Genomic DNA, 12,587 nt, shown 5'->3' with positions numbered 1-12,587 from the left:
GCCGACATCATGGCCACGGGGGAGACGTACAACGAAGGACCCGGTCCCGACGACGGGACACGGCTCGGCTTCAAGAGCCACCTGCGGCCCACCGTGATCCCGGGCGAGGCCGCCTACCTCGTCTCGCACCGCGGCGTCACCGCACTGCGCGGCGAGCCCGCCGAGGTTCTGGTGCCGCTCCTGGACGGCAGCCGCAGCCCCGCCGCCGTCGTACGCGAAGCGGCGGCCTCACTCAGCGGGGAGGAGGCCCTGGCGGCCCTCGCGGCCCTCGACGCCGCCGGCCTGCTACGGCTGCGCCCCGCACCGGCCGGCCGTCGCCCCGACCCGGCGGCCGAGGCGTACTGGGACCTGGCCGGACTCGACGGCGGCGAGGTCGCCGCCCATCTGGCCCGCCGCTGCGTGCACGTCGTCGCCCTCCAGGGGCTGGACGCTGACGAGGCGCGCGAGGCCTGCCGCGCCTGCGGGCTCACCGTCGCGCGCTCCGACGACGTTCGCGATGAAGCGGACCTCACACTCGTCCTGTGCGACGACTACCTCTCGCCGCAACTGGCCGACATCGACGCGGAACACCGCGCCTCCAGGCGGCCCTGGCTGCTCGCCAGGGCGGGCTCCACGGCCTGCTGGGTCGGCCCCGTGTTCCGGCACCGCGAAGGACCGTGCTGGCACTGCCTCACGTCCCGGCTGCGTGACCACCGCCGCTCGGAGGAGCCGCTGCGCCACGCGCTGGGGCTCGCGGGCCCGCCGGGCCGCCCACCCGCCACCCTGCCCGCGGGCCGCTCGCTCACCGTCCAGCTGGCGGTGCTCGAAGCCGCCAAGTGGCTGGCCGGGCTGCGCGTCGACACACAGAGCTGCGTCCACGCCTTCGACACCATCGGACTGCGCAGCACGTCCCACCCGGTGACGCGCCGACCGCAGTGCCACGCCTGCGGCGACCCCGCCCTGGTGGCCCGCCGGGTCAGCCGGCCGTTCGTGCCGCGCCCCTGCCCCAAAGCCGCGCAGGCGCTCAACGGGCACCGCGCGCTCACGCCCGCCCGCATGCTGGAGCGCTGTGCGCCCCTGGTCGACCCCGTCACCGGGATCGTCCGGGAGATCCGCCGCGCGCCCCGCTCCCCCGAGTTCGTCCACACCTTCCTGTCCGGCGAGAACCTGGCCATGCGCAGCCCGACGCTCGCGGGGCTGCGCGCGGGGCTGCGGTCCCTCAGCGGCGGCAAGGGCCTCACCGAGACGGAGGCCCGCACCAGCGCGCTGGGCGAGGCGGTGGAACGCTACAGCGGGACCCGGCAGGGCGACGAGCCGGTGATCCGCGACTCCTACCGGGCGCTGGGCACGGCAGCCGTCCACCCCAACTCCAGCCAGCTCTACGACGAGCGGCAGCTGCGGGAGCGGGCGCGGTGGAACGCGCGCCGCTCACGCCTGCAGTACGTACCACCGCCGTTCGACGTAGGCCTGCCGACCGAGTGGACCCCCGTGTGGTCGCTCACCGGGAAGACCCAGCGGCTGCTGCCCACCTCGATGCTCTACTTCAGCGAACAGGCGGCGCCGGACGGCCTGTTCGCCGACTCCAACGGCAATGCCGCCGGCAGCAGTCCCGAGGACGCCCTGGTCCAGGGGTTCCTGGAACTGGTCGAGCGGGACGCGGTGGCGCTGTGGTGGTACAACCGCACCCGGCAGCCGGCCATCGACCTGGACGCCTTCGCGGAGCCGTACATCGGTCAACTCCTCGATGGCTACGGGACGTTGAGCCGTGAGGTGTGGGCGCTGGATCTCACATCGGACTTCGGCATCCCGGTCGTGGCGGCCCTGTCACGGCGCACCGACAAACCGGCCCAGGACATCGTCTTCGGCTTCGGCGCGCACTTCGACCCGCGCATCGCGCTGCGCAGGGCACTGACCGAGATGGGCCAACTGCTGCCCCTCGTACGCGACGTCACGCCGGACGGCATCGGATATCTGGTGGACGACGCGGACGCGCTGGACTGGTGGCGGCGCGCCACCTCGGACGGCCGCCCCTACCTGACGGCCGATCCGGCTCTGCCGCGCCGCGGCCCGGACGACTGGGTCTACACCCCGAACACCGATCTCGGCGACGACGTGGCCGCGATCACCGAGGCCGTGCGCTCCCGCGGGATGGATCTCCTGGTCCTGGATCAGACCCGGCCCGATCTGGACATTCCGGTGGTCAAGGTCATCGTTCCGGGAATGCGGCACTTCTGGCCCCGGTTCGCCCCGGGGCGTCTCTACACGACGCCCGTGATGCTCGGCAGGCGCTCCGAACCCACCCCATTCGAAGATCTGAACCCAACACCTCTGTTCGTTTAATTCCCTTGTCCAGCGCCCCCGTTCAGAGCGACCGCCTAAACTCTTCGCGACTACGCAGTGGTTTCGGTGGACGTATCGGACGAGACAGACAAGGTCAATCGGGCAGACGACATGCCACGTCACGACGAGAAGGAACCGCTCCCGGACGCGCCTGAGTCGGACGAGGCCGCCAGCACCGCACCCGACGTGCGGGATCTGCCCGCGCCCCGGCTCGCCCGTGTCATCCTCACGGTCGCGCTGATCAGCTATCTGAGTGTCACGGTGATCAACCTGGAGGGAGAGGAGCGCCGCACACCGGTGCTGATCGCTTCGCTGGGCTGCCTGAGCCTCATCTTCCTCATACAGCTGAGGCATTCGAGCTCCAGGGCGCGCCGGGCGCCCGCGCGTCAGCGGGCCGCGACCCTGACGGCGCAGGCGCTGCTGACGTACCTGCCGATCGCGGCGTTCCACTCCCAGTGGGGCGCCATGGCGGGTTTCCTCGCCGGTTCGCTGCTGCTGCTCCTGCCCGGCCGATGGGCCTGGCCGGCGTACGGCGTCGTCGGAGTCTCCATGCTGATCCCGCCGATGCTCGACGGCCTCTCCGTGCAGGAGACCGTCTACCTGTGCCAGTCGACGCTGCTGACCGGACTCGTCGTCTACGGTCTCTCGCGCATGGCGGAGCTCATCCAGGTGCTGCACCAGACGCGGGGCCAGCTGGCCGGGATGGCCGTCACCAGGGAGCGGTTGCGCTTCGCCCGGGACCTGCACGACCTGCTCGGCTACAGCCTCTCCGCGATCACGCTCAAGACCGAGCTGATCCACCGGCTCATCCCGACGCATCCCTTGCGCGCGATGGACGAGGTGGGTGAAGTCCTCACGATCTCGCGGCAGTCGCTCGCCGACGTCCGCGCCGTCTCCAGCGGGATGCGCCGGATGTCCCTGGAGCAGGAACTGGGCTCCGCGCATTCCCTGTTGCAGGCGGCGGACGTCGACGTACGCATCGAGAACCGGATCGGGAAGCTCGACCAGTCGGTGGACGCCGTGCTGGCGGCCGTGCTGCGCGAGGGCATCACGAACGTGCTGCGCCACTCCCGGGCCGGTTCCTGTGTGATCGAGACCGTCGAGGAGTCGGGGTGGGTGCGGCTTTCGGTGGTGAACGACGGCGTCGATCCCTCCTACCGCGACGTGTCGCCGGGCAGCGGGAGCGGCCTCGGCAACCTGCGGGACCGGCTGCGGGCCGTGTCCGGCAGGCTCACCGCCTTCCGCGAGCCCGGTGACGCCTTCCATCTGATCGCCGAGGCGCCCACCCACCCCGCCGAGCGGCCCGTCGACGAGGACGCCCCGGGCCCGCCGGACCGCGACGAGCTCCCCTTCGAGGACCCCGCCGCCTGACCTTCCACCGGCTCCCCGATCGACGCCCATGGAACGCCGGAGCACACGAGATCGGACAGGGACCGGGACGGTCCGAACCAGTTGGGACCGAAGGCTCCCAGCGAGGCCTGAGAGAGGAACTGCCGCCTTGACGATCCGAATCCTGCTGGCCGAGGACATGAACATGGTGCGGGGAGCTCTCGTGGCCCTGCTGGACCTGGAGGAGGACTTCCAGGTCGTGTGCGAACTGGAGCGCGGCGACCAGATCCTCACGGCCGCCCTCGAACACCGGCCGGACGTCGCCATCATCGACATCGACCTGCCCGGCGTCGACGGGCTGACCGCCGCGGCCCGGCTGCGCGAGCGCCTCCCCGAGTGTCCCGTCCTGATCCTCACCAGCCTCGGCCGGCCCGGAACGCTCCGCCGGGCCCTGGCGGCCCAGGTGTCCGGCTTTCTGCTCAAGGACGCGCCGCCGCACGAACTGGCCGCCGCGGTACGCAACGTGGCCGCGGGCCAGCGCGTCATCGACTCCCAGCTCGCGCTCTCGGTGTGGAACAGCACGGAGAGCCCGCTGACCGCCCGGGAGACCGAGGTGCTGCAACTGGCGGCCGAGGGTCTTGAGCCCAGCGAGGTGGCGCGTCGGCTCCAACTCTCGCTCGGCACGGTCCGCAACTACCTCACGACCGTGGTGACCAAGCTCAACGCGCGTAACCGGGTGGACGCCATCAAGATCGCGCGGGACGCCGACTGGCTCCTGTGAGGCGGCCCCGCACCTCAGAGCCGGTGCCTGAACCCCTCCGGGGACGGCCCGGAGGCCCCGGGCTCCTCCCCCGCGCCCACCTGCACGAGCATGCCGGCGGCCGCGAGGTATTCCAGGACGGCCCTGGTCACCTGCTCCGGCAGCGGCAGTACCTGCGACACCGCCTGGGGCGTGACCGGCCAGGCCAGTACGGCGACCACCCACACCGCTTCCGGGCGGTGCAGCAGCACCCGGTGCTGGGCTCCGTCCCGGCCCAGGGAGAATTCCTGCCCCTCCAGCGCGAGCGACACCCCCTGGGGCAGCCGGACGAGGCTCGTGGCGGAAAGGCCGCGCGGCGAGAACAGCGCGGTCCGGCTGACGGGACACACCGAGAGCAGCGGCCCTCGTGGACTGGTCAGCCCCAGCGTCCGGACCACCAGATGGGACAGCCGCTCCAAGGCGGGCAGCAGCACCAGGCACAGTGCGGCCCGGCCGTCCGGGCTGTCCGGGTCGGGCTCCACATTGCTCAGGAGCACCGGCCCCAATTCCATCCGGGAGAGCGCTTCGCGCACGATGGGAGGTGCGTCGGGAATCCGTTCCCCGCCCCACGGACCGGTCAGAATGAGTTCTCTGCTGCGGTCGTCCCATTCAATGCCGACGTCTTCCCTCAGGGACCACAGATGCACTGTCCCCCACTCGTCCATACTCCCCACGAGCAATCCTCAACTTTGCGTGGCGAGAGTCGAGTATGGAACCACCGGGCCGAACGCCGACAGCCAGGGATTCACATACCGCGCGTGAATTTCTCACGCCCCCTCGGCATCAGGGGCAATGTGTGATCCACGCCCACGAAGTCATGAACCGATGGCCACCAGAGCTCTGGCACCGGCGGCGGCCGGTCGGCGCGGCGCGCGCGTTCCCTCCTGGTGGTGTTCACAGGAGGCCGGCGCGTGCCGCCTGGATCCCGGCCTGGAAGCGGGTGCGGGCCCCGAGCATGTCCATCACCTCGTGCACCCAGCGTTGCACCGTCCGCGGCGAGACGCCGAGTTGGCGGGCGATGCTGTCGTCGGTGAGCCCCGCCGAGAGCAGGGTCAGCACCTCCCGCCGGCGGTCCCCGGCGACACGCCCCGGGTCGTCGGCGTCCGGGACGCGCAGCCCCCGGTGCCAGTACACCTCGAACATCGCGACCAGCGCGTCGAGCAGCGACGAGGGACGTACGAACAGCGCCCCGCGCAGCTCCGCGCCGTTCGACACCGGGAGCATCGCCCATCGGTCGTCCACCACGGCCAGCTTGCAGGGGAGTTCGGGCAGCATCCGGGCCTCCTCGCCGGCCTCGATGAAATCCCGGAGCTCGGCCAGCCGGCCCGGGGCGCGCACCGTACTCGCCTCGTAGACGACCCGCATCCGCACGCCCCGGGCCAGCAGTGGCAGTTCCGCGCCCGGGTCGGCCCGCATGATGTGCGGCGCCTTGTCGAAGAGCAGGACGCTGCTGCGGGCGCCCTCCTGCATGCTCCGCCAGCGCTCCGCGATGGCCGTGCGCCCGGTGACCATCTCCACGAGTCCGGCGGCGGACGGCGGCCGCGCGCGGTGGTAGGTCCGCATCAGTTCGCCGATGCGGCCCCGGGTCCGGCACAACTCCTCCTCGCGGCGCAGCAGGAGGGCCTCCACGGCCACGTCCGGTGCCGTCGCCGACCAGGCCGGCGGCACCCCCTGCCGGCGCACGAGCCCCCGCTCGGCGAGCAACTCCAGGGTCTCCGCAGCGGATTCGGCGCCCAGAGTCAGTTCGGCGGCGATCGAGTCCGTGCTGCGTCCGGGCCGGGCGAGTACGCGGAGGTAGACGCGCTCCTCCGGTTCCGGTATGCCGAGAGCCCCGAGCAGGCCGTCCGGCGCCGGGGAGGGCGAAGTCTCGGCCACATGGGGTGAGTTCGGGAGCATCCTGACCGCCTATTCCTCGGTCGTGCCCGGGTATGTGGTGCGAGCACATACAGCCGGCGGGTCTGCTCTGTCCATCCCCATCAGGCCATCATGTCATGTTCCCGCCATGACGGCTTCCGGTTCCCGCCCGTGACTTGAGAGTTCGGGCCGGCTGCCCCCACCATGAGCCCGGCTCGATCGACATGGGCCCACCCGCAGCCTTCCCCCCACTCCCTCACCCAGAGGAGACCGGCACATGGGTACCCGCATTCGCACCGCACGACGATTCGGCAGACCGAACCGGACCAGATCCGCCGCCGCCGGCCTGCTGTTGGCCGTAGCGGCCGTCACCCCGATCGGCGTCGGCACGTCCGCCGCGGCCGCCGGCTTCGGACCGCAGCAGCCGCAGATAAAGGACAGCCTCTGGGGCGGCTACGTCGCCCAGGGATCGTTCACCCGCATCACCGGGTCCTGGGTGGAGCCGCACGCCACGTGCAACTCCACCAACGACCTCTTCGCGCCCTGGGTCGGCATCGACGGCTACGGCTCGCAGACGGTGGAGCAGACCGGAGTGCAGACCGACTGCTCCAGCGGCAGCCCGCAGCTCTCCGCCTGGTACGAGATGTACCCGGCCCAGCCCATCTACTGGAACGACCCCGTCTCCGAGGGCGACAGCATGACCGGCACCGTGGTCTCCGACGGCGGCGGCAACTACACCCTCACCCTCACGGACAACACCCAGGGCTGGACCGAGCACACCACCCAGAACCTCGGCGCCCAGAACGTCAGCGCCGAGGCGATCATCGAATCCCCGACCCAGAGTTACCCGTCCTTCAGCCGGCTCGACTTCTCGGGCATCAGCGTCGACGGCCAGGTCTTCGACACCTACAACCCCACGGCCCTGACCAGCGGCGGGTACACCCCCGGGCCGCTCCAGAACGGCGCCTTCTCCATGACCCCGGGCGGCGCTTCCCCGCACCGCACGCCCGCCGTGACCCACCGGGGCCCGATCCGGTACTGACAGGAACACCCGGAGCCGGAAGGGCGGGGGCGCCACCGTTTCGGCGGCGCCCCCGCCCGATGGTCAGCCCACGCGCAGGGTCAGCGCGGCGGTGTGCAGCTTCCCGGCGGTCTGGAACTGCAGGAACAGCCGCCAGTTGCCCGAGGTGGGCAGTTCGGCGTGGAACGTCAGCTCCGGCCCGCCGTGATCGCCGTCGGCCTTCGTGGTGGGGTGGAGATGGGCGAACGCCTCGTCGCCTTCGTGGAAGGCGGTCAGATGGGCGTAAGTGTCCAGGTAGGGCTGCAGATCGGTGACGGGCTCGCCGTCCTTGGTGACGGTCACGGTCAGCGGGTGCGCCATGCCGGCCATCGGCTCGCCCTGGACCCTGACGGTGTACCCGTCGACTTCCGCGGACTTGGCCGCAGGCGGCAGCGGCGTCCTCGCCGCCGTGCCGGGGACGCCGACGGTGCGGCTGAGGACGAAGTCCTTGCCCTTGCCGGCACCGGAGTCGGGGGTGAAGGAGACAAACATCCGCCAGGTGCCGGGGGTGAGGGAGGCGAGGTCGGCGCTCCAGGTTCCGTCGGCCGTCATCGTGGGGTGGATGTGCTGAAAGCCCGTCAGGTCCGAGCGGACGGCGTAGAAGTGCATCCGCTTGGTCTGGTCAACAGCGAAGCCGGTGACGGGCTTTCCGTCCGGGCCGGAGATCGTGAACCGGTAGGCGGCCCGCCTGCCTGCGGGGAGCGTGGTGTCCTGGCTGGTGAGACGGTAGCCGTCCATGGTGTCGGACAACCCGTTGCCGGACGCCATGCGGTCCATGCCCGGCATGTCGCCCATCGGCGGCGACGTGCTCGCCGAGGAGGACGCGGACGCCTTGCTGTCATGGTGCATGCCGGGCATCGAGGAGCCGCCCGACGTGCCGCAGGCGGCCAGGGTCAGGGCGAGAGCCGCGGTCGCGGCGGCCGCGGCGAGTGCGCGGCGGCGCGCGGTGGAGCGAACGGAAGCGAACATCGGATGAGGTCTTTCCGGGTGGGCACGCCACGCCGGTGGCGCGCGAGGTGAGCAGGACGAGATCGCCGCTCCCTGGCCGTCCGGCCGGGCCGCGGCATCGCTCCTGTCACGTCCGCGCGATGCACACCTGAAGCAGCAGACCTCTGCCACCCGTCGGCGGCCCGCGCCGTCCCGTACCGGCCGGGCTCCGCAGGCGGGCCGCCCACACCAGCGTCGTCAGCCCCGCCAGGGCGGCGAGCGCCGCGAGGGCGGGCGCCGGCAGCGGGAGACGATCGCGCGCGGGTGTCGAGACGCACACCGCCCCGTCGTGCAGCGCCGCCCCGTCGACCGTCCGGGCCTGGACACTGCCGGGATGCGTACGCGCGACGTGGACCATGGGCGTCATCGCGGCGCTCCCATGGCCATGCGGTGTCACGGCGGTCGCGGACCCCGGACCGTGGCAGCCGCTCGCGGCACCGGCCGGGGCGCCGTGCATGAGGAACAGGCCGAACAGCACCGCGCACAGCGTCAGCAGCCGGGCCGGACCCCACCGGCGCTGTCCGCTGTCCGCCACGACAAGTCCCTTCCGCAGCCCGTCCCGCGAGCATGGCCTGATACCCCCACAGGGTACCGCGTGCCGGATCGCCGCGCGGATGCGGCCCCTGGTGCGCTGTTCACGGCCCGAAGAGGCGGGCGGGCGCCAGGGCCGGACAGGTGGTCCGGTGGTTCAGTCCGCGCCCTGTTCGGCGGGGCGCAGGTGTGCGGTCCACTTCTCTTCGATGCGGCCGAACTTCCAGATGGCCATCGCGATGACCCAGGTGGCGAAGAACAGGCCGACGATCACGAAGCCGACGACGTTGAGGTCCAGTCCGCCGACCCAGTCCCAGAAGGCGCCGTGCAGGCCGAGCTTGTCGGCGAGCAGGCCGAGCAGCTCGATGGTGCCGATGATGAGGGCCACGGCGACGGACAGGCCGGTGATCGTGAGGTTGTAGTAGACCTTGCGGACCGGCTTGGAGAACGCCCAGCCGTAGGCGAAGTTCATGAACGAGCCGTCGATCGTGTCGAGGAGCGACATACCGGCGGCGAAGAGGACGGGCAGGCACAGGATCGCGTACCACGGGAGTCCCGAGGCCGCGCCGGATCCGGCGAGGACCATCAGGGCGATCTCGGTGGCGGTGTCGAAGCCCAGGCCGAAGAGCAGCCCGAGGGGATACATCTGCCACGGCTTGGTGATCGACTTCATCACCCGGCCCAGCAACCGGTTCATGAAGCCCCGGTTGTTGAGCTGTTCCTCCAGCGCCGCCTCGTCGAAATGACCTGTCCGCATGCGGCGGAAGACCTTCCAGATCCCGGCCAGGATGACGATGTTGATGGCCGCGATCACGTACAGGAAGACGCCGGAGACGGTGGTGCCCACCAGCCCGGTCACGGTGTGCAGCTGGGAATTGTCGTCCTGGACCGGGCCCGCGAGCGCCTTGACGCCGAGCGAGAGGAGGAAGGCCAGGGCGAACACGATGCTGGAGTGGCCCAGCGAGAACCAGAAGCCGACCGACAGGGGACGCTGTCCCTCGTTCATCAGCTTGCGCGTGGTGTTGTCGATGGCGGCGATGTGGTCGGCGTCGAAAGCGTGGCGCATGCCCAGGGTGTAGGCGGTCACGCCCATGCCGATGCCGAAGGCCTTGGTGCCCACGGTGTAGTGCTCCGGCGCGACGATCGCCACCAGAGTGAACCAGCCGATGAGGTGGAGGGCGAGAATGAAAGCGGCCATACCCCCCATGCGCGACCATTCGCGGCGCGTCATGGAGGTGGCTATCCGCTGCCATCGGGATCGGGTCGGCAGCTGCTCTGCCACGGGGGCGGTGACCATGGGCGTCCGTTCTTCGGCCGGGAGACAACGGCATAACGTAGACGCACCATCTTCCTAGCTGCAAGTCACTCGCAACAAGGACCCAAGTCGCCGGCGCGGGCACAGCGGGGAGAGGCACCTATGGTTCGGGCGTCCCTGACGACCCGGTGGCCATCAGGGACGCCCGGTTGACGTCAGCGCGCGACGTGGGCGCCCGCCGGTTTGGCGGTCAGGACCGGTGCCAGCGCCCCGGCGCGAAGGCGCGCGACCAGCGGGGTGGCGAAGCGGCGCAGGACCAGGCTGGCCACGTAGGCGACCGGCAGGGCGAGCACGACCGAACCGAGGACGTCGTGGGGGTAGTGGCCGCCGACGTAGACCCGGCTGAACCCTTCGATCAGGGCGAAGACCGCGGCGATCGCGCTGAGGCGGCGGTCGAGGACGAACAGGGCGGCGACGGTCGCGACGGCGGTGGTGGTGTGGCCGCTGGGGAAGGCGTAGTCGTTGGCCACCGGGCAGGTCTCGACGATGTAGGCGTGCGGCATCGACAGGCAGGGACGGGACTCCGCCACGAGCTTCTTGACCACCTCGGCCACGGCGAAGGCCACGGCGACGCTGACCGGGGCGGCCAGCGCGAGGGTCATCGTGGCGGCGTCGCGGCGGCGCGCCTGCCACCAGCCGACCACCATGAGGATCGCGAAGACGCCCAGACCCGCGTTGGTCCACCACTCCATCGGAGAGTTGAGCCACCTGGTGTCGCGGGCGAAGTCGGTGATGGTCGTGAACAGGGACCCGTCGATGTGCGAGCCGTCGAAGGCCAGCGGTACCGGGGAGACTGCGGTCATCAGGCGGTTCTTTCGGGCTCGGTCCGGGTCGCCGCCCCGATCCGGGCGCGTCCAGGCATCCACACGGCGGGCAGCGACACCGAGCGGGCACGACTGCCCCGCGAGGTCCGCGCTCGGCGCGGGTCCGCGGAGGTCGTGGCACACTCGGGCACAGCCCGACCTTCTACGATCATGTAGAAGGTCTACAGGACTGTAGACGATGTACGGAGGGGAACCAACTCGTGAACCACGAGGATGCCCCGGGTGAACGGCGGCCGAGCGGTGCGCTGGAGGCCGAAGTCCTCGGCCTGCTGCACGGTGCCGGCGAAGCGTTGATTCCGCGGCAGGTCCGCGATCGCCTGGGCGGTGATCTGGCGTACAGCACAGTGGTGACGGTGCTGTCGCGGATGTACGACAAGGGACTGCTGCGCCGTATCCAGCGGGGCCGGGCGTTCGCCTACGCGCCGGACGCCGATGCGCCGGGGCTGACCGCGCGCCGCATGCGGCAGGTGCTGGAGGACGGCGGTGACCGGGAGGCGGTCCTGACCCGCTTCGTCGACGACCTGCCGAGCGGCGACGAGGCACTGCTGCGCCGACTGCTCGGTGGCGACCTGCACGCGGACCAGTAGGGCGAGGGGTCCACGATGCATCTCGCCGTCTATCTGCCGCTGCTCCTCCCGCTGCTCGCCGTACCCGCCGCACGTCCGCTCGCCGACCGGCTGGAGCCGCGCCTGGCCACCTGGTTGCTGACGGTCGGCGCCGTGGTGCTGGCCGCGGGCAGCACCACGGTCCTGGGGCTGCTGGCCCTCGCCGGTCTGGTCCGCATCCCGTTCGTCGCGGAACTCGCCCACCTGTCACCGGCCGTGCTCCAGCGCGACGATCCCGCATTGACGTCGGTGGCCGTGGTGGCCGGACTGCTCCTCCTGGCCGTCGTCGCGCTGGGCTCCCGCTTCCTGTACCGGCGGGTGCGGGCGGTGTGCGCGGCGGTCCTGGAGGCCGCCTGCTTCCCGGGCCAGGACCCCCTGGTGGTCATGGACGAGGTGACCGCCGACGCCTTCGCGATGCCGGGGCTGCCCGGCCGCATCGTGGTGTCCACCGGAATGCTCGCCACGCTCGACGCCACCGAGCGCGAGATCCTGCTCGCGCACGAGCGTGCCCATCTGCGCGGCCACCACTACCTGTTCGCCGCCGCCGCTCAACTGTCCGCCGTGGCAAACCCGTTGGTACGCCCTTTGGCGGTTCAGGTCACGTACACGGTGGAGCGGTGGGCGGACGAGGCGGCGGCGAGCGCGACCGGTGACCGGCGCCGGGTCGCCGTCACCGTCGGCAAGGCGGCGCTGGCGTCGAAGCACTCGGGCGGCCGTCGGCGGCTCCCGGCGACGGCTCTCGGCCTGCTCGGCCGGGCTCGCCGCAATCGGCTGGACAGGGCCGGACCGGTGCCACGGCGGGTGGCCGCCCTCCTCTCGCCCCGGCCCACGGGCGGGAGTTGGCGGGCGGGCGCCGTGACCGCGTACCTCGCGGTCGCCGCCCTGTGCACCGTCGAGGCCACCCACGACCTGCACGAACTGCTCAAGCGCGCAAAGGGGGGCTGACCTGACAGGTCAGCCCGCG

12 protein-coding genes are annotated in these 12,587 nt (G+C 71.4%); 6 read left to right on the top strand and 6 right to left on the bottom strand.

Annotation, left to right across the window (positions count from 1 at the left end; translation table 11 throughout):
* Nucleotides 1–9 precede the first annotated feature (9 nt).
* From ACIQ8J_RS22465 to ACIQ8J_RS22455, 3 genes are all read left to right on the top strand, one after another.
* Complete coding sequence (locus tag ACIQ8J_RS22465) at nucleotides 10–2,319, top strand: TOMM precursor leader peptide-binding protein (protein ID WP_403274066.1); 2,310 nt, start codon at nucleotides 10–12, stop codon at nucleotides 2,317–2,319.
* Nucleotides 2,320–2,430: 111 nt separating this feature from the next.
* Entirely contained in the window at nucleotides 2,431–3,690 is a 1,260-nt protein-coding gene (locus ACIQ8J_RS22460; RefSeq protein WP_403274018.1) for a sensor histidine kinase, read from the top strand.
* Nucleotides 3,691–3,817: 127 nt separating this feature from the next.
* A complete protein-coding gene (locus ACIQ8J_RS22455; RefSeq protein WP_403274017.1) occupies nucleotides 3,818–4,429 on the top strand; it encodes a DNA-binding response regulator in 612 nt (203 codons plus the stop codon).
* A gap of 14 nt (nucleotides 4,430–4,443) precedes the next feature.
* Here ACIQ8J_RS22455 and ACIQ8J_RS22450 read toward each other — a convergent pair whose 3' ends face one another.
* Together ACIQ8J_RS22450 and ACIQ8J_RS22445 are read right to left on the bottom strand one after the other, a co-directional pair.
* Nucleotides 4,444–4,980, bottom strand: coding sequence for an NADH oxidase (locus ACIQ8J_RS22450; RefSeq protein ID WP_403274016.1), 537 nt, complete (start codon nucleotides 4,978–4,980; stop codon nucleotides 4,444–4,446).
* A 361-nt stretch (nucleotides 4,981–5,341) separates the two neighbouring features.
* Nucleotides 5,342–6,343, bottom strand: a complete 1,002-nt coding sequence (locus ACIQ8J_RS22445) for a helix-turn-helix domain-containing protein (RefSeq protein WP_403274014.1) — start codon at nucleotides 6,341–6,343, stop codon at nucleotides 5,342–5,344.
* Nucleotides 6,344–6,578: 235 nt separating this feature from the next.
* Between ACIQ8J_RS22445 and ACIQ8J_RS22440 the strand changes: the two genes are divergently transcribed.
* A complete protein-coding gene (locus ACIQ8J_RS22440; RefSeq protein WP_403274013.1) occupies nucleotides 6,579–7,343 on the top strand; it encodes a G1 family glutamic endopeptidase in 765 nt (254 codons plus the stop codon).
* A 63-nt stretch (nucleotides 7,344–7,406) separates the two neighbouring features.
* On the opposite strand, the gene ACIQ8J_RS22435 is transcribed toward ACIQ8J_RS22440, so the two are convergent.
* The 4 genes from ACIQ8J_RS22435 to ACIQ8J_RS22420 form a co-directional block, all read right to left on the bottom strand.
* Complete coding sequence (locus ACIQ8J_RS22435) at nucleotides 7,407–8,330, bottom strand: hypothetical protein (RefSeq protein ID WP_403274011.1); 924 nt, start codon at nucleotides 8,328–8,330, stop codon at nucleotides 7,407–7,409.
* Between the two features lie 106 nt (nucleotides 8,331–8,436).
* Nucleotides 8,437–8,883, bottom strand: coding sequence for a hypothetical protein (locus tag ACIQ8J_RS22430; protein ID WP_403274009.1), 447 nt, complete (start codon nucleotides 8,881–8,883; stop codon nucleotides 8,437–8,439).
* A gap of 153 nt (nucleotides 8,884–9,036) precedes the next feature.
* A complete protein-coding gene (locus ACIQ8J_RS22425; RefSeq protein WP_403274007.1) occupies nucleotides 9,037–10,110 on the bottom strand; it encodes a HoxN/HupN/NixA family nickel/cobalt transporter in 1,074 nt (357 codons plus the stop codon).
* 239 nt (nucleotides 10,111–10,349) lie between these two features.
* Nucleotides 10,350–10,997 carry a phosphatase PAP2 family protein gene (locus ACIQ8J_RS22420; protein WP_403274005.1) on the bottom strand — a complete coding sequence of 216 codons (648 nt, stop codon included), beginning with the start codon at nucleotides 10,995–10,997 and terminating at the stop codon, nucleotides 10,350–10,352.
* Between the two features lie 221 nt (nucleotides 10,998–11,218).
* Between ACIQ8J_RS22420 and ACIQ8J_RS22415 the strand changes: the two genes are divergently transcribed.
* Together ACIQ8J_RS22415 and ACIQ8J_RS22410 are read left to right on the top strand one after the other, a co-directional pair.
* On the top strand, nucleotides 11,219–11,605 hold the full coding sequence (locus ACIQ8J_RS22415) for a BlaI/MecI/CopY family transcriptional regulator (RefSeq protein WP_403274004.1): 387 nt from the start codon (nucleotides 11,219–11,221) through the stop codon (nucleotides 11,603–11,605).
* Between the two features lie 15 nt (nucleotides 11,606–11,620).
* Nucleotides 11,621–12,568, top strand: a complete 948-nt coding sequence (locus tag ACIQ8J_RS22410; protein ID WP_403274002.1) for a M56 family metallopeptidase — start codon at nucleotides 11,621–11,623, stop codon at nucleotides 12,566–12,568.
* Nucleotides 12,569–12,587: the final 19 nt, after the last annotated feature.

This window comes from Streptomyces sp. NPDC094147, from assembly GCF_044764265.1.
In the GTDB taxonomy this organism is placed as follows: Bacteria; Actinomycetota; Actinomycetes; order Streptomycetales; family Streptomycetaceae; genus Streptomyces.
This window is presented reverse-complemented; position numbering and strand designations above follow the sequence as displayed.